General features: G+C 49.8%; 17 protein-coding genes. 7 read left to right on the top strand and 10 right to left on the bottom strand.

Annotated elements, in window-relative coordinates; all coding sequences use genetic code 11:
* The first annotated feature begins 387 nt into the window (after positions 1-387).
* Together V8F51_RS30295 and V8F51_RS30300 are read left to right on the top strand one after the other, a co-directional pair.
* Complete coding sequence (locus V8F51_RS30295) at positions 388-594, top strand: hypothetical protein (RefSeq protein ID WP_337104233.1); 207 nt, start codon at positions 388-390, stop codon at positions 592-594.
* Positions 595-662: 68 nt separating this feature from the next.
* Positions 663-1,520 carry a DUF4358 domain-containing protein gene (locus V8F51_RS30300; protein ID WP_337104234.1) on the top strand — a complete coding sequence of 286 codons (858 nt, stop codon included), beginning with the start codon at positions 663-665 and terminating at the stop codon, positions 1,518-1,520.
* A gap of 111 nt (positions 1,521-1,631) precedes the next feature.
* On the opposite strand, the gene V8F51_RS31640 is transcribed toward V8F51_RS30300, so the two are convergent.
* On the bottom strand, positions 1,632-1,883 hold the full coding sequence (locus V8F51_RS31640) for a DUF7667 family protein (protein ID WP_442956516.1): 252 nt from the start codon (positions 1,881-1,883) through the stop codon (positions 1,632-1,634).
* A 222-nt stretch (positions 1,884-2,105) separates the two neighbouring features.
* On the opposite strand from V8F51_RS31640, the gene V8F51_RS30305 reads away from it, so the two are divergent.
* Positions 2,106-2,768, top strand: coding sequence for a 3'-5' exonuclease (locus tag V8F51_RS30305; RefSeq protein WP_337104235.1), 663 nt, complete (start codon positions 2,106-2,108; stop codon positions 2,766-2,768).
* Between the two features lie 40 nt (positions 2,769-2,808).
* Here the strand turns inward: V8F51_RS30305 and V8F51_RS30310 are convergent, their stop codons facing one another.
* The 5 genes from V8F51_RS30310 to V8F51_RS30330 form a co-directional block, all read right to left on the bottom strand.
* Positions 2,809-3,756, bottom strand: coding sequence for a helix-turn-helix transcriptional regulator (locus tag V8F51_RS30310; RefSeq protein WP_337104236.1), 948 nt, complete (start codon positions 3,754-3,756; stop codon positions 2,809-2,811).
* Positions 3,757-3,936: 180 nt separating this feature from the next.
* Positions 3,937-5,817, bottom strand: coding sequence for a molecular chaperone HtpG (gene htpG / locus V8F51_RS30315; RefSeq protein ID WP_337104237.1), 1,881 nt, complete (start codon positions 5,815-5,817; stop codon positions 3,937-3,939).
* Between the two features lie 125 nt (positions 5,818-5,942).
* Entirely contained in the window at positions 5,943-7,055 is a 1,113-nt protein-coding gene (locus V8F51_RS30320; RefSeq protein ID WP_337104238.1) for a GerAB/ArcD/ProY family transporter, read from the bottom strand.
* Entirely contained in the window at positions 7,052-8,224 is a 1,173-nt protein-coding gene (locus tag V8F51_RS30325) for a Ger(x)C family spore germination protein (protein WP_337104239.1), read from the bottom strand. The genes V8F51_RS30320 and V8F51_RS30325 overlap by 4 nt, the downstream gene beginning before the upstream one ends.
* A 17-nt stretch (positions 8,225-8,241) precedes the next feature.
* Positions 8,242-9,762, bottom strand: coding sequence for a spore germination protein (locus tag V8F51_RS30330; protein ID WP_337104240.1), 1,521 nt, complete (start codon positions 9,760-9,762; stop codon positions 8,242-8,244).
* 104 nt (positions 9,763-9,866) lie between these two features.
* Between V8F51_RS30330 and V8F51_RS30335 the strand changes: the two genes are divergently transcribed.
* Entirely contained in the window at positions 9,867-10,049 is a 183-nt protein-coding gene (locus V8F51_RS30335; protein WP_337104241.1) for a hypothetical protein, read from the top strand.
* Between the two features lie 376 nt (positions 10,050-10,425).
* Here the strand turns inward: V8F51_RS30335 and V8F51_RS30340 are convergent, their stop codons facing one another.
* Positions 10,426-11,355, bottom strand: a complete 930-nt coding sequence (locus V8F51_RS30340; RefSeq protein ID WP_337104242.1) for a cation diffusion facilitator family transporter — start codon at positions 11,353-11,355, stop codon at positions 10,426-10,428.
* A gap of 291 nt (positions 11,356-11,646) precedes the next feature.
* On the opposite strand from V8F51_RS30340, the gene tatC reads away from it, so the two are divergent.
* Positions 11,647-12,378, top strand: a complete 732-nt coding sequence (gene tatC, locus V8F51_RS30345; RefSeq protein ID WP_337104261.1) for a twin-arginine translocase subunit TatC — start codon at positions 11,647-11,649, stop codon at positions 12,376-12,378.
* Between the two features lie 63 nt (positions 12,379-12,441).
* A complete protein-coding gene (locus V8F51_RS30350) occupies positions 12,442-12,648 on the top strand; it encodes a twin-arginine translocase TatA/TatE family subunit (protein ID WP_337104243.1) in 207 nt (68 codons plus the stop codon).
* A gap of 76 nt (positions 12,649-12,724) precedes the next feature.
* Here V8F51_RS30350 and V8F51_RS30355 read toward each other — a convergent pair whose 3' ends face one another.
* Both V8F51_RS30355 and V8F51_RS30360 read right to left on the bottom strand, forming a co-directional pair.
* On the bottom strand, positions 12,725-14,440 hold the full coding sequence (locus V8F51_RS30355) for a GMC family oxidoreductase (RefSeq protein ID WP_337104244.1): 1,716 nt from the start codon (positions 14,438-14,440) through the stop codon (positions 12,725-12,727).
* Between the two features lie 35 nt (positions 14,441-14,475).
* Complete coding sequence (locus V8F51_RS30360; RefSeq protein ID WP_337104245.1) at positions 14,476-15,255, bottom strand: gluconate 2-dehydrogenase subunit 3 family protein; 780 nt, start codon at positions 15,253-15,255, stop codon at positions 14,476-14,478.
* Between the two features lie 229 nt (positions 15,256-15,484).
* On the opposite strand from V8F51_RS30360, the gene V8F51_RS30365 reads away from it, so the two are divergent.
* Positions 15,485-16,177 carry a hypothetical protein gene (locus tag V8F51_RS30365; protein ID WP_337104246.1) on the top strand — a complete coding sequence of 231 codons (693 nt, stop codon included), beginning with the start codon at positions 15,485-15,487 and terminating at the stop codon, positions 16,175-16,177.
* A 138-nt stretch (positions 16,178-16,315) separates the two neighbouring features.
* On the opposite strand, the gene V8F51_RS30370 is transcribed toward V8F51_RS30365, so the two are convergent.
* A complete protein-coding gene (locus V8F51_RS30370) occupies positions 16,316-17,350 on the bottom strand; it encodes an ABC transporter substrate-binding protein (RefSeq protein ID WP_337104247.1) in 1,035 nt (344 codons plus the stop codon).
* Positions 17,351-17,356: the final 6 nt, after the last annotated feature.

The following is a 17,356-nucleotide window of genomic DNA, read 5'->3' on the forward strand; positions in this document are numbered from 1 at the left end:
TTTGACTTGCTCAAAAACATTTTATTGCTTTAGTTCAGAAGCCGAAGCTTCTTAACTGGCAGTTTCGCTCGTTGTTCAGTTTTCAAAGAACAATCACTTGTCTTTCGTGTCCGGCGTGTGTTTCTCTCGGCCAGAAATAGAATATACCATGGCTCGTCCTATTTGGTCAAGCTTTTTTAAAAACTTTTTTAACCTGAAGCAAAATCAATTGAATCGTTCATTTCGCCTTTCTCATCTTAATACTTTCTTTACTGAATTTCAACTCCCACAAAACAAATGATTATTTTTTGCGGCATAGTTATCCCATATGAGCTTTTATGATATAGGAACAAACCACCGACGTGTGATATACTGCAAAGCAAATATAAAGCTTTGGAGGCATAAACGATGAAGATTTTTGTTATTCTTTCCTTTAATGAAGAAGACGGTATGGAGAATGTATATGTAGGTACGGATGAAGAGAAAGCTCTTTCCTTCAAACCTGAGGACTTCGACAATTGCGATGCCCTATTCGTAGAGATCTGGGATGAAAGCGGCAAGACAGATGATTTCCGACTAGAACATGAACTTGCAAACGAACCTGTAAGCGAGTAATAAAAATGCAACCTTTTGTCCACGCTCGCCGTCTAGTTGTTGAAAAATAACTGCGAGGGGACTACATAATGACTTACAACAACAAGAAGTGGACGAAGCTTACAGCGATTATTATCGCATGCTCCATTGTTATGGCAGGCTGCGGTACGAATTCCAATGATTCTTCGAACACCAACAAAAGTAACAACGCCAGCAACAATGCGGTGAGCGAATCGAATTCCAACAGTAACGTAGCGGCAAACGACACTGCATCGGACGCGCCTGATTCGGATGCATCCATTTCCGAAAGCGATACTCCTGCTTCTGACGTACCGGAGCTGGGAACTGCTACTGATAAACCTACGGAAACACCAACAGTGGAAGAGAATGCAACTAGCCCAACGGCTAAACCAACGGCCAAACCGACAGCGAAGCCAACAGCCAAACCAACTGCTAAACCAACGGCTAAGCCGACAAATAAACCAAGCGCAACAGCTAAGCCAACTCAGAAGCCAGTCGCTACACCGAAGCCAAAGCCATCTGAGAAGCCCGAAATATCCGTTAGCGTTTCTGATATCATTGCCAAGATCACTGCAGATGTAGAATTTTCTCGTCTCGCAACAGCAGAAGGCGAGCTCGTTAAGGACATCTACGGTATTGATGCCGAAAAGCTTCTAACCGAAGGCGTATTCATGCAAGCCATGATGAATGTTAAAGCAACTGAGCTTGTTGTCGTGAAGCTTAAGTCCGATAAAGACTATGCTACTGTGAAAGAAGCGTTCGATAACCGCGCAGCCAGCATTATCAAAACATTCGAAACGTACTTGCAAGATCAATACGAGGATGCAAAAAACTATCAGATCATTCGCAACGGCAATTACGTTCTGTTCTCCATATCGCATGACCAAAAAGCGATAGCGACCATTTTCAACGAATTTTTCAAATAAGCTCGATGAACGAACAAAGGCTCTGGCCATTATGCCAGAGCCTTTACTTTTTGCTATACGGCTACTCTAAAACAAAAAGAGCCCTACGGCTCTCCTGTCATCGACCAACTATTAAAGCAGCTTAGACTCCACTTGTTCAATCTTGGCGCAAATGTCCTGCTGCCATTCCATGTCCCCGCTATCGTGAGCAACAAAGGCAAGCGACTTCAAACAATCCAGCTTGAACACCAAGTCAAAATTAACGGCTAAGCAATGATCGAGCTCCAGCTTCTCTGCCTGCGTGAGAATATGATACCCGCCGAGCCGCTTTGCTTTGTGCGTAAGCTCTGCGAGACGGCGATGTACGGGATGTATGCCGATCAGAGAGCATCGCCTCCTTCTTGTTGCATGTTCTCACCGAGCTACGTTGCATGTACACGGGTGATTGCCCCTATTATTTCCGTTTTCAAGTGTCTGCAAACCGTGCTCGCACAATCGTTCATAAAAGACTAAATAATTACATACGAATATCCGTTCGTGACAACCAGTTGTCATTTAGCCTGCGATATAATACCGGCATAAAGCATGTACGAGGAGGCGCTGCGCATGAGATATATCGTCTTTGATTTGGAATTCACGGTGAATCGCAAGCAGCAATACTTATCCGAGATTATCGAGATTGGCGCGATCGAGCTTTATGAGGATGAGAACGGGGTTGCTTTTATGACTGACCTATTCCAAACCTACGTAATGCCAGTCCGCGAAACTACGCTCACGAAGATGACTCTGGACTTTACCGGTATTACGCAGCAGCAGATCGATAACGCCCCTAATTTCGCAACTGCCGTCGAGCAGTTTAGGGACTGGCTTGGCGGTGAGGATTATTACCTATGCGCTTGGGGGCCCGATGACAAAATACAATTCGTCCGTCAATGCCAAGCTGCCGGTCTCGAGATAAGCTGGATTCGCAACTACAACGATATCCAACTGCAGTTCACCAGGCTGCAAGGCGGAGATGTCGGACAACGGATCAGCCTTAAGAAGGCGTTAAGGCATGCCGATATAACCATGCTCGGCAAGCATCATAACGCCCTGGACGACGCCTTCAATACGGCCAAGCTATTTGTTCGCGTGAAACCACAGCTTGTTCTCGAATTGAACAATGCCGCCGAGGACTCGCTCAACATGACCAAGATCGTATACTCCTCGGGCGACGACGATAATAAGCCATTCAGCCAGCTGGCTCAATTGCTCGGTATGGTAATCTAGCGTCTACTCCCCATATGCTCGCCATTGCACTTCACATCAGTTAGTACATATCCGTCCACGCGTGCAATTGCTGCTTCAAGGCGTCTCTCGCTGATTGCGGCTCGATAACCTCGGCCGCCGGTCCGTATTGCAATACCCACTTCATAAATTCCTTTTCATTGTTCACTGTCACTTCGAATAGGAGTGAGCCATCCGGCAGATCCTTCATGCGCGGTTGCACGAATAGCTCCTCCTCCTTGATGTACCTCGCTATCTCAGCCGAGAAGCGTACCTTAAACACAGTATTTTTGTCACCGCGATCGATCGACCACGTGTTTTTCAAATATTTCCGAATGTTGAATCGGCTCTTATCGAATCTTTGTTCGGTTAACGCGACATTCATGAAACGACTAATTCGGAACGTACGAATGTCCTTTTTCAAATGACAATAACCAATCATATAGAAACGTTGATCGCGCGGCACAAGATAATACGGGTCAATTCGCCTCTCCGTCGTTTCGTTGCGGTACTGCGTATGATAGACGGTGTCGATAGACCGCTGCTCGAGTGCTGCTTGAAGAATCGGCTGCAGCAGGTTTTTGCTCTCCTTGCGATAAGCCGGCGTACCCATCTGAATGATGTCGGCTATGCTCTCCATCATGCTGTTCTGCTGCGACTTCTCCTTCTTATGCGTCGCCATCACCTTATCGTAAGCCGTATCGAAACCGGGCGGAAGTTTATCTTTATCCAGCACTGAAGGGAGCAGCGAGAAAACAAGCGACTCCTCCTCCGAGAAATCCAATGGGTACATAAAAAACTTGCCTAGAAATCGGTACCCCGTTCCTCTGCCGTCGTTAGTCAACGGTGCGATGTGATCGATTAACTCCAAATCGCGATATACGGTTCGAATCGTAACATTGCATTTCAGCGCTAGATCAGCGGCTGTAATACCGGGGTTCGTCTGAATCGCGTTAATCATATTGAACACTCGAATGATTTTATCTACCATACTGATCTCCTCGTTCTATCAGATTCATAACCTATTCTAGCATACAGTCTATGAATGCCGTGGGAAAAAATGCTAATTGTCGGATGAGAACAATATCTGGCAGACTGTTAAATCTACAGAAAAACCAAATACCCCAATCTCGCTGCAGCAGCTAAAATTGGGGTATTGGACTAAGCTATGTTAAACCATAATTTTGCACATATCGTTGGTGAACTCGACCGGATCCTGGATCGGCAAGCCTTCGATGAGAAGCGCTTGATTATAGAGTAGGCTTGTATATAGGCCCAGCTTCTCTTTGTCGGTTTCGAACGCTGACTTCAGCTTCGCGTAGATTTCGTGATTCACGTTAATCTCCAGCACCTTGTCTGCTTTCACATCTTGGCCGCTAGGCATCGCTTGGAGCACCTTCTCCATCTCAATCGTAACCTCGCCCTCAGCGGACAAGCATACCGGATGGGATTTCAGACGTTTCGAAGCTTTGACCTGCTTCACCTTATCCGTCAGCAGGCTCTGCATGTAAGCGAACAGCTCCTTGCTGTCGTTCTCTTCCGCTTCGTTCTTCTCGTCCTTGACATCGGCCTCGATGCCCAGATCGCCGCTCGATACGGACTTGAACTCTTTGTCCTTGTATTTCGCAATAATTTTGATTGCGAACTCATCGATATCGTCGGTGAAGTACAGGATCTCATAACCTTTGTCGGATACAAGTTCCGTCTGCGGAAGCTTCTCGATGCGCTCGATCGATGGGCCAGTCGCATAGTAAATATACTTCTGATCTTCCGGCATTCTGGAGATGTATTCATCCAGTGTCACTTGTTTCTTCTCTTTGGAAGAGTAGAACATCAGCAAGTCCTGCAGGTCGTCCTTGTTCATGCCATATTCATTGTATACGCCGAATTTAAGCTGTCTGCCGAAAGACTTATAGAAGCTTTCATACTTCTCGCGTTCTTCCTTCAGCAAGCTTTGGAGCTGTGACTTGATCTTGTTCTTAATATTCTTCGCAATAAGCTTCAACTGGCGGTCATGCTGCAGCAGCTCGCGGGAAATATTAAGCGACAGGTCCTCGGAATCGACCATCCCTTTCACGAAGCTGAAATAGTCCGGCAGAAGATCCGCGCACTTGTCCATAATAAGTACGCCGTTGGAATAGAGCTCAAGCCCTTTCTCGTATTCCTTCGTATAATAATCGAATGGCGTGTTCTCCGGAATGAATAGAATCGCATTATACACGACAGCGCCATCTGCGCTCACATGGATATGCTTAAGCGGCTTGTCGAAGCCGTAACGCTTCTCGAAGTAGAAGTTCTCGTAGTCCTCGGCTGTCAGCTCGTTTTTGTTGCGGCGCCAGATCGGCACCATGCTGTTGACGGTCTGCTCCTCTTGGTACTCCTCGAACTCGTTCTCGCTGCCTTCCTTCGGACGCGACCCCTTGATGTCCATCTTAATCGGATAACGAATGAAGTCCGAATATTTCTTAATAACGGAGCGAAGGCGATACTCTTCGAGGAATTCATCGTAGTTGTCGTCTTCGGTGTTTGGCTTGATTGTCAAAATAATATCCGTACCAACCGTTGCTTTCTCGCCTGCCTCAATCGTATAACCGTCCGCTCCCGTTGACTGCCATACAAAAGCCTCGTCGCTGCCGAACGTGCGGGAAATAACAGTAACTTCATCGGCTACCATGAATGCGGAATAGAAGCCTACCCCGAACTGACCGATAATGTTATGGCCGTCCTTCGCTTCATTCTCTTTCTTGAAGGCAAGCGATCCGCTCTTCGCGATAACGCCGAGATTGTTCTCCAAGTCTTCCTTCGTCATGCCGATCCCCGTGTCCGAGATCGTCAGGGTACGGCTCTCTTTGTCTGCCGTTACTTTAATGAAGTAATCTTCTTTGTTGAACACCAGACCGTCGTCGGCTAGTGCTTTATAGTACATTTTATCAATCGCATCGCTGGCATTCGAAATCAGTTCCCGGAGGAAAATTTCTCTCTGCGTATAGATGGAGTTAATCATCATCTCCAGCAGTCGTTTCGATTCGGCTTGAAATTGCTTTTTCGTCATTTAATGAAATGCTCCCTTCCATTCTTTCTTTCGCTTCTTAGCACTCAATCAATAAGAGTGCTAATTCTTCCTTTTATATACCACAACTGCTTTTTCGATGTCAATACGAATGCGGTAATTCCGAGCTAGGCGTTAGCTTGTTCCTTCTTCAATTTCTTGCCGAACATCATGCGCAAAGACAGCATCAGCAATGGAAGTCCGAAGGCAATGGGCAGGGAGATTATCGGCCAATACTGCTCCAAATATTCCATGGCACGGAAGTGATCCTCTACGATCCAGTAGCCGAAAATACCGAGAATAAGGCTGGCTGGAAAAATCATCGTTTTGCTTTTCTTAAGACCCAATATTCGAGCCGCGCTGACATAGGTACCATAAATGCAGAACATGACCATGAACAGCATCGACAATGAATAGCAGGCGATCATAATCATTTCATACCGTTGCAAAAAATTGCCGATATGGGCATTGCGGGCAAGCTTCATGCATGCGAGCGTATATTGACCCGTTACTTCCGCAGATAGCGCAGCTGCCTCTAGTATCGCCCAGATCGAAATCATAATGCCGCTCACAACGATTCCAGCCATCCCCAGCCTTCCGCCGCGCTTCTTCACATCTTTGACGAAAGGAAACAGCAGCGCCGCCAGCATCGTAGACATGGCCCAATCCGAATCAAAATGCAAACTGGCCTGAGCCGTGCGCGGAAACCCGTGCTCCAGCACCGGCAATAGGTTTAGAATATCGAATTCATTCAATGAACCGATCATGATCATTACGTTCAGCAGGAATATAAACAGCAGTCCAACGAGCGCAAGTCTTGCCATTACTTCAAGACCGTAGTAGCAGCCGGCTGCACCGACAAGCAGGGATGCTATGACGAACAGCGAGATGGGTGCCTCCGGCAAAAAATATTCTTGAAGATGATAGACGAACGTTATCATGACAGGACCGATCGCCGCCAAGTAGAAGAGGAAGATGAGCAGCGCTACGAGCTTTGCGAACCATTGACCAAGCAAAGCCCTTCCAAGTCCGATAAAATCCAAATCCGGCGTCTTCTTAATAGCAAGGTACGTGAGGTACATCATGACGATGCCTTGCAATGTTCCGATCAGCGTAGCGATCCACATATCTTGACCAATGCTTCGCGCAAGCACGCCTTCCGTGACGCCAATTGCTTTGACGAAGATCAGATTGACGATCATGGCGATGAACATGCCGTTCGAAATTTGAATTTTGGTCATCTGATCCCCTTTCTGGCCGCCTTAACCACTGCCGTCTTTATCGTCGTATGGACCTCAATGCTCGTTCCTGCTTCGGAGAATGTCTCGTCCCAATTAGAACTTAATTGTTTCCACTCCATGGGGTAGTGATTACGGAATACGTCGCCGAACTTCAAGAAGTCGGAGCGGTATTGCTTCTGGGCTTTCCCAATGACATCCTCAATCTTAGCCTTCATCTGCTGCTTCAGGTGCTCCTCCATCTCTTTCCGCAATACGGTTACCGATTCGCTGCAGCCGTTCTCGACGATATCCGCTTTCGAATTCAATCGTATATGGAAAAATGGCCGATCGTCCTTAAGCGTCGGTTTCACCTGCAAATCCGCTTCGTCAAATTCTACCGACATGTACCCCTTGTTATCAAGGCAAGGAACGACTTCGATTCCGCTCTTCAACCGCTCTAGCAAAAAGAGCAGCCCCCTCGTCTCCTTCACGTTCAGCCAACCAACCATGCTGTCTCCCTTGAAGGCAGCCGCTCCCGCCAGTTCGACTTGCATCAGCGAGCCGTGCTGCTCCGGCTTCTTATTAGAGATGCCGCGCGGGACAAGCGTAAGCTTAGCAATGACGGGGTTAGTGGAACTGCTAAGGAACGACTCCTCCAAAATCATCATGTTCGTCCCTGGCGCTTGTCCGACAACATCATTATCGCGAAACAGCCGATCGACCGCTTCACCAGGCACTACTGCAAGTCCTGTAATCGTGGAAATCAGTTCGCCCGGTTCGTCAGGCGTGACCGCCACCCACGTATTCATGCGCAGCTCGTGATTGCGGGTGAAGAAATCGACCATATCCGAAATGCCTCGTTTCGCATATTTCTCATTCATGACAATGAGAAAATTATGCGCCCAGTACACTCTCCTGGAGGTGAATCTCCCCAAGTTGCGAATGGCTTCGAATATCGTTCTCCCTTCGCTGCTGACCGAATAGATCGGCTCTCCCGTTCCTCCTGCCGGCGCGCCCGTCTGCCCTCTCGCATCGGCAGGACGGATAATCTGCACGGACAGCTTCACTGAACCCGGTGCTTCTCCCACATCTAAACCGACAGCCGTCACAAGCGCCAGCTCATTGATTTGCCGTTGCCCCATGCATGAAGTAAGCAGCAGCAGGACGACCAGCACTAGGAATTGCTTCATTACTCGTTGCATCATTATCATTCCTTTGGTGGCTGCGGCATCATATCATTAGCCATCCGTTTGCTGTCCTGCGCGAAGCCGGGGCGCTGATCCAGCATCCATAGCGGCATCCTAAGCAGCATATCGCGTTGATCCTGCGGGCGGAACGGACTGGCAGGCGTCATGTACGATTCACCGAAGGAGCGTATGGACAGCGCGTGCAGCAGCAGCGCGAAGAACATCGTCGCGAAGCCAAGCAAGCCGAACAGGCCTGAAGCGAGCAATAGCGGGAAACGTACAATCCGTATTGCGAGAGACGAAGAATAACTCGGGATCGCGAAGGACGATATGCCTGTAATCGCCACGACAATAACCATGAACGGCGATACGAGTCCAGCCTGCACGGCAGCTTGTCCGATAATAAGCGAGCCGACGATACTGACCGCTTGTCCGATCGGCTTCGGCATGCGCAGCCCCGCTTCCCTCATCAATTCGAAAGCAAGCTCCATAATAATCGCCTCCAGCAGCACAGGGAAGGGGACGACCTCGCGGCCGGATGCTATCGTCAGCGCCAGCGAAGTCGGAATCATCTCATGATGGAACGAGACGAGCATGACATAGAAGGAAGGGAGCGTGAGGCTTATCAAGAAAGCCATGTAACGCACGAGTCGGAAGAAGGACCCTACCCAGTACCGGTTGTAATAATCGTCCGGTGCTTGAAAGTATTGCCAGAAGAAGGTCGGAACAACTAAGACGACAGGCGTATTGTCAACGAATATGGCGACTCTTCCTTCAAGCAATGCGGAAGCTACCTTATCCGGACGCTCGGTACTCTGTATCGTATTGAAAGGAGACAGCGGCGAGTCCTCGATCAGCTCCTCGATATTGCCACTCTCTAGAATCGCGTCGATACGAATATGTTCGAGCCTCTTCATCACTTCATCGACAAGGCCCTCCTTCACCAAATCATCGATATAAGCGATATTTACGTCCGTTCGGGTACGCGTGCCGATAACCATGCCTTTAATCCGCAAATTCGGATCTTTAATGCGCCTTCGAACTTGTGTCGTATTGATGCGGATACTCTCCGTGAAGCCGTCCCTTGGACCGCGCACATTGTTCTCAGAAGACGGCTCCTCGACGTTCCTCTCTTGCCAGCCCTTCGTGCATACGATAATAGCTTCATCCAAGCCATCAACGACGATAAGCGTGTCACCCGACAATACACCCGATATCCCGCTCTCAAGGCTTGGACACTGCTTAGCCGATGCGTTGTACAGAAAGTTTGAGATGACCGATTCGGCAGTCTTATAGTCGCTAGGGTCCAAGCGGAGCTCATTTCCGGTCACGACCAGTGTCCTTAATATCATATCAATGACCGACATATCTACCATCCCATCTAGAAACCAGCAAATTGCCGGATGGTCACGATTGCCGCATAAGTTGATCTCTCGTCGCTGAATATCCTCGCTTTGCCCTAGAATCTCGTCGAACAAAGCTGCATTAGCCGACAAAGATGCAACGAAAGGCCCTTTCAGCTTATCTTGTGCAACTGACAATATCGCCACCTCCTAGCTTGATCGTATACCTTGTATATCATTGGATTACAATAACGAGGTCGAATGACAGAATACTGAATGAGATACAGAAAGGAGCAGCAAGCTTGAACCTCGACTTCTATCACTCGTGGCTCTACCGTCATCTCATTAACACGGAATGGTTCATGTGGGTCATCGTTTATGTCGTACTCGGCATCAATATATTGCTGCCGTTGATTGTCTGGTACGCGATGCGCGGGAAAGAGATTTTACGCAGCTATCTCAAGCATAAGAAACAACAGCATTAATCTCGTTCCCGCCCTAAATATTTTCCCACGATGAAGGGATTATTATCCGCTTTTTCCATACGAACCCTGCAGGGAGCATAGCAAAGGCGCGAAGCATGAGCTTCGCGCCTTAATTAGGCTACTATTGTATACAGCCAGGTTAGCTGGCAATACCATAAGAACACCTCTTTGTTGATGCTTTTTTTCGTATATAAATTCCAGATCGAGTGAAGAAACCCAGAGCCTATCACTAGCAGGAATGCCGCACCTACCATTAATAACCTCAACCTTTTCCCTTAAAATGCCGTCCAGACCATCGTAGCATCTGTTTATGTCGATTGACTATCGCTATTTTTTTCGGTTATCTATCTAAAATAAAAAAAGCAATCACTGCCCGCTACTCGCTTAAGCGGGGTGACTGCTTCATCTCGCCCTCATCCTCGTACCAAGGATTTAGGTGGATTAATACCTCTTCCACATCGTCATGCTGCTCCATAATGAGCGACTTAATTTTTCTAGAAACGTCATGTCCTTCTTGAATGCTAAGCTCGGCGGGCACACCTACGCGAACATCAATCATAATGTACCGTCCATGCTCCCTAGCGCGCAGCCGATCGATCCGCTTCACCTCGACTACGGAAAAGACGAGTTCCTCATACTGGTCCAGCTTTTCCGAAGAAACCATCTTGTCCATAAGCACATCGATAGCCTCGCGTCCCATGTCTACCGCAAGCTTCAAGATTAATGCAGCTACAATCAGTCCGGCAACGGGATCGCCATACATAAGGAATGGAATTCCATAATGATCGCCGATTAATCCCGCTCCAATACCGACAACAGCCGCTATCGAAGCATACACATCGGCCAAGTGGTCGTATGCGGTGGCGAGCAGACTCTTGTTATTCGTACGGCGACCAAGACGAATGCAATACATATACAGCCACTGCTTCCAAATGAACGATACCGTTGCCGCAATCAGCGCTATGAAGCTTGCTTCCGCGGCTGGATGGAACATCGACTCTACAGAATGATACCCAATATACAGAGCTGCAATGAGCATGATCACGGCAACGATGGCCGATCCGATTACCTCTGCTTTCCCGTGTCCGTACGGATGATCAATATCTTGGGGCTTCTTGGCGATAACGGTTGCGCTTAATGCCGCCGCTGCGGCAACGACATCGCCTGCGTTATGTATGCCGTCAGCTATTAGTACCTGGCTGCCTGCCAGTACGCCTACAATTAGTTTAATTGCTGTTAGAAACAGATTGCTAATCAGGCTGATTAAGATCGCTGCTGTTCCCGTTTGCCTGGCCTGCTTCTCCATCGCTATCCCCTTCTGTCCGCGTTCCTTGTCTATCCTCTTTCAATACCTGATCCATTATACAAACAACCATTCATGTGGGTCTAGAGAAACAGTTTTGCAGCGAATAAGAAGTTTTAAGGTCGTACAATAGACTTTGAAGGCTCTAACTTTGTTGCTCCGGCGCAACTTCTATCATTTCTTGTCGAGATTGGATTACATAGCGCGTATGCGCATAACGTCATATGAAATGGTTATCCTAAAAAATGCCATGGCGAATTTACCGATAGAACGCATGTAAAGCGGGGTGAGCTTATCGATATACAAGATGATCTGGTCAATCACTTAACGGAGCTTCGCAAAAGGCTGCTCATCGTGCTCGGCTGCTTCGTCGTTGCGATGAGCGGAGGTTTGTATGTATCGCCGGGCATACTCCGTTACATTAAGTCGGGGCCTACGGCCAGCGCAGTCGAATGGAATGTATTCTCGTTCACGGACGGCTTGTTCATCTATTTGCGCTGCGCCTTCATCTTCGCCTTATTGTTCACGCTGCCGGTCCTTCTCTACCAGGCATGGGCATTCGTAAAGCCCGGACTGAAGGAGTCCGAAGCGAGGGGAACGCTGGCTTATGTGCCCGTATCGTTCATGCTCTTCCTTATGGGCATCTCATTCAGTTACTTCCTTGTATTCCCGATGATGCTGAAGTTCATGATCGGGATGAACCAGAACGTCGGTGCTGTGGAGACGTACGGCATCGATCGTTATTTCACCTTTCTGTTCAGCGTCGTATTCCCGCTCGGAATCGCCTTCGAGATGCCGCTCATCATCTTGTTTCTGACAAGACTTGGGCTGCTGACACCGCAGCGGCTGCGAAGCGTACGCAAGTATGCTTATGTTGGACTGGCTGTTGTCGGAGCGTCCATCTCGCCGCCCGACTTCGTCTCCCACTTGTCCGTCACCGTACCGTTGCTGCTGCTCTTCGAGATCAGCGTTCTTGTTTCCTGGCGATTCTCCAGAAGGATTGCCCCTGTCCCATCCGGAACGTAAGAATGAACCATTAATGTCCACTTCCATGCCATGCTTAGGCATGCACTAAAGGAGAGTATTCACATGTTCAACAACATCGGCGTTTCAGGGCTCGTTATCATTCTCGTCATCGCGCTGATTGTCTTCGGCCCGGCCAAGCTTCCTCTGCTTGGGCGCGCCTTCGGCGATACGCTGCGCGAATTCCGCAGCTCGACACGCGGCATCGTGGATGACGACGGAGCCGCTTCAGCTTCGGATCGCAGCAAGGATGACGTGCAGAAGCTGTTATAGCTTTCGTTGTGCTAATAAGAAGGCCGCTCCCGCGTAGCTGCGAGAGCGGCCTTCTTCTGTATGTTCGCTCGCGGACTTAGACGAGCATGCCTCCCTTCTCCCTGTACTTCATTATGCCTTCCGCCGTGCGATAAGCGAGCGCTCCAACCGTAGCTGTCGGGTTGTAGCCGGCATTTTGCGGGAAGGAGCTTGCCCCCATCACGAAAACATTCTCGGCATCCCACATCTGGCAATAATTATTAGTCGCCGAATCGGCAGGCGAAGCGCCCATGATAACGCCGCCTGTATTATGCGTCGATTGGTAGCTCATAATCTCGTAAGGCCCAAGCTCCTTCAAATAGTCGATCTTATCCGCGCCCATTTCTTTCAAAATACCCGAGCATTTCTCCGCTAGAAACTTCGCCATCTCGCGGTCTTGATCCTCGAAATCGAAGGTAATGCGAATAAGCGGATCGCCGAACGCATCCTTGTAGGTCGGGTCGAGATCGAGAAAATGATGCTTGTACGCCATCGACGAGCCTTGTGTCCCGACACCTAGCGTACGATTCGCATAGTAGACGGACTTGGCTTTGAAGTCCGCCCCCCATGACGGCGTACCCGATGGCGTCGTATTGTTCTGAATCGGCCGCGCCCCCGTTTGGCTAAGCGAGATGACACCGCCATGGATGAACTTAAGATCGGAATGGTCGAAGTTGTCGCCATTGTAATCGTCGATCGATACGCCGAGCGCCCCAGCGCCTGCGAATGTGTTGAACTGCTGCTTCTCGAAGAAGCCGGCGGCGCTGCCTTTAATAACCTGATACGCGTAATTGCGGCCGATTGCCCCTGTTCCCGTAGAAGGATCGTACGGCTTGCCGAGGTTCGACATGAGCAGCAGCCTTACATTATTGAACACATAGCTCGTCATGACAACGATGTCCGCCGGCTGAATAATATCCTCGCCTGTCGTTACATCCGTATACATGACGCCGGTTGCTTTGCCCCCCTTATGTAGAATACGACGTACGCTGGAATGCGTTCGAATCTCGAACTTGCCTGTTTTGTTCGCTACCGGGATAACCGTTACAACCGGATCAGCCTTCGCTCCATACTCGCACCCGAACCGCTCGCAGTAACCGCAATACTGGCAGGCTGCCCGCGAGATGCCGTCCGGGTTGGTGTAGTCCTGCGATAGATTGGCCGAAGGCATCATATACGGCTTCAGCTTAAGACGGCTAGTCGCTTCATGGAACATCGTCATCGCTGGCGATTTCTTCATTGGCGGCGTCGGATATGGATTGCTTCGTTTCCCGCCAAGCGGGTTTTCCTCGCCCGAGATGCCGGCCGTCTTCTCGAATTTGTCGAAATACGGTTCCAGCTCGTCGTAGGTAATTCCCCAATCCTGAATCGTCATTTCGGCTGGGATTTTGTTTTTCCCGTACCGCTCGATCGTCTTGCTTCGAATTTGAAAATCATACGGCAAGAAGCGGTACGTCTGCCCGTTCCAGTGTACGCCGGAGCCGCCAAGCCCGTCTCCGAGCAGGAACGAGCCGTATTGCCGCATGGGCAGCGCGCGGATTTTCTCGTTACTGCGGAACGTAATCGTCTCCTTGGATAAATCCTGCATCATCTCGTAACGCAGGGCGTAACGCAGCTCGTCATGAACCATGTAATAATCTTCGGTCTTCCGTTCTTTGCCCCGTTCCAGTCCAACCACATTCAAGCCTTGCTTCGTCAGCTCGGATGCGATAATGCCGCCGCCCCAGCCAACCCCAACGATGACGACATCGGTCTTCGGTAATGTCTTGGCCATATCCTATGATCCTCCTCTATATGCAGTCGCAGATGTTAATGACTCACCAAGTGATCTTGCAGACTGCTCGGCTCGATTTTCGTAAATTCTTTTTCGATAACATCGACATAGCCCATCTGATTGCCCGGGTAATTACGCATCTTCCAGCCGCCCATATTGGCATTGCCTCCATAAAGCGGATCACTGTACGCGCCTTCAAGCGTACTGCTTCGCAGCATTTTGAAGAAGCTGCTCGCAGAGATCGTAGTCAGCTTCAGCGTATCGGCCTCGAACGCTTTCAGCACCTCATCCTGCTGCTCCGGTGTCAGCTTCACGAAGCGCAATTGGTATTGCTGCTGGCTATAGTTCTCCAGCTCCCGAAGCCCGATCTCGAATATTTCGCGGCGCTTCAAGCGGCCCTGATAGCCTTGTTCCTTCTCTCCTCCGTAAAATGGCGGGGACATGTAGTCACGGCTGTTGAAGCCCCACTCTCCGGCAAGCTGGTGGTCGAGGAAAAAAGCGATGCCAAGCGACTTAGCTCCAGGACCGGTGTCATCCTCGGGAAATATACGTTCCATCGCGCTGTCGGCAATTTGGTACTGCTCTTGGGTGAAGAACATGAGCGCCTGATTGTAGTTTTTCGGAGTAGCCGTCTGTTCGCCGCTTGGCTTACCCGGCGTAGTCTCCTCCGTCGTCTTCGGCTTAATCAGCGTGCCTAATGCTCCACCGACGACAAGACCCCCTAGCGCATAACCCGAGTTAACGAGAAACCGGCGGCGAGAGCTGCCGTCCACCGTCTTATTACCTGCTGCCTTCCGTTGATCGTTCTGTACCAATACTTGCACCTCCTGGTAATTGGTTTCTTAAAATATAGGAAAGTGTATCGTTTCACCCCAATACATACGCCTATATTTCTCCGGAATGAAACGCGCTGCGCCGCCAATGGACGGCGTCAACTGTTTCACCTTGATCCCTTTTATTATTTTCCAACAATCCATGAATATTCATTTGATGGAAAGGGTCATTATAAAGGCAGACCACTCACCTATGGAGGCTGATGATTGAATGACCGTTATGATGACCAAGCTGCTTACCGTGTCTGTTATCGTATTGACCGTTGCCGGTTGCGCCAACAGTATAGCGGACGAACCGAAAACACATGTCCAGTCCGATCACGCCCAGCATACAAAGATGCTTAGCAACCCCGACGTTATCCCGAGCGAGAACGGGCCGAAGCAATTTACGACGAATAAGCAAGGCCATACAAGCAGCGGTATGGGTACTAACGTCTACAGCATGATCGGCAGCTCTGGGCTGAACGCGAGCGGCTTCTCTGCGCATCTCGAGTCAAGATTAAGCGGCGCCGGCATCCCTGATGTTCACGTCTTCGTATTCGACGATACGGTCATTCTTGCTGCCGAGAAGCGCGAGCCTTCCGCTTCGAAATATGATGCCGTGCAGCGCAAGCTGCTCGACCAAACCGAGGGCTTGTCGAGTAAAGGCTACTCGCCGGGCACCGGTCTTGGCGGCATGAACGGTACCGATCACGGCTCGCACGACAATTTGTCGATGGCCGCTAGCCAGATCAAGACGTTCATCGGTGCCGACGTGAAGGTGCTTTCTGTAACCGGACCGCGAGCTGTGCGGGCGATCGAACAAATCCGGGAGGGCGCACTCGCCGACAACATCTCGCCAGCTAGGCTGGCAGCCAGCTTCCGTACGCTGCTTGAGCTCGTGTTGGCCGGCGGCGGGCAGTAATGGCAAAGAGGCCTACCCATGATTGGAGCGATCGCTCCTTCATGGGTGGGCCCTCTTTGTTTGTTGTGGCTGTAAAGTAAAAAAGCGCCAACAGGAGAGTTTAATCCCCCTGCTGGCACTCTATTTGTAACATCCTGCTTACTTCTTAAAAGCCTCGGCAATCGCGGCTGTTCCGTTGGTGCGGCTGATTGGGCCATAACCGAATGCCATCTCGCCGTCGATCGCGTACACTTGGTTCGACTGGACAGCTTTTAGCTTTTTCCATACTTCGCTCTGCTCCCACTCGTCGGAGAGTGCGGCCATCGACTTATCGTTGTAATTGAAGTAGCCGAGGAAAATATGGTCTGGGTTGATTGCGGCTAGACCTTCCAGCGTCAGCTCTACGCCGTCGCCTTCCGCTTCCTTCGGCGGCGTCAAGCCAAGCGGCGCATAGTAATCGCCGGCATATGTCGTACCTTGCAGCCAAATGTTCTTATCACGCACTTGCAGATACGCAACCGTACCTTCCACGCCGTCTAGTTGCTGCTTCGCTTGCTCAACTTGAACGGAAGCTTCATCAATCTTTGCTTTTGCGTTGTCTTCAAGTCCGAGCACAGCGCCGAACTGCGTCATAACGCCCTGCCAATCCGTCCATACATTCGTCTGCTCTTCATCAATAAAGACGGTCGGAGCGATCTGTTTCAGTTGATCGGCAATTTCTTTATTCGTCGCGCTGCCAGCTAGAATGACATCGGGAGCATACTGCAGCAACGCTTCCAGATTCACCTGCGTATTCTCGCCTACGACAGTAACGTCATCGTATTGCGCGACATACGGTTTGTATACTTCCGTTCCGAGGAACGACTGCTTCTCTGTGAAAGGCAGCGTAATCGCGATCGAATCGAGATCGAAATTCATGAGCTCCTGCGTCAAGCCCCAATGAACGAGCGCGACTCTCTTCGGCTGCGCTTCGATCGTCACTTTCTCGCCGCCTGCGCTATCCACTTCTCTTGGATAAGAAGCCTGTCCGGCATCTCCCTCATTAGAAGGGCTGTTGGTCGCTTCGCTTGGCGCATTCGTTGCGTTGCCGCCCTTATTGCCGGTGTTGCCCGCATTGTTCGAGCACGCGCCGACAACCAGCGCCACTAATAAAATGATGCACGCCGTCAGCAGCGGCATATTACGTTTCTTCATTTCAAT

The organism is Paenibacillus sp. YIM B09110 (assembly GCF_037167145.1).
Classification (GTDB): domain Bacteria; phylum Bacillota; class Bacilli; order Paenibacillales; family Paenibacillaceae; genus Pristimantibacillus.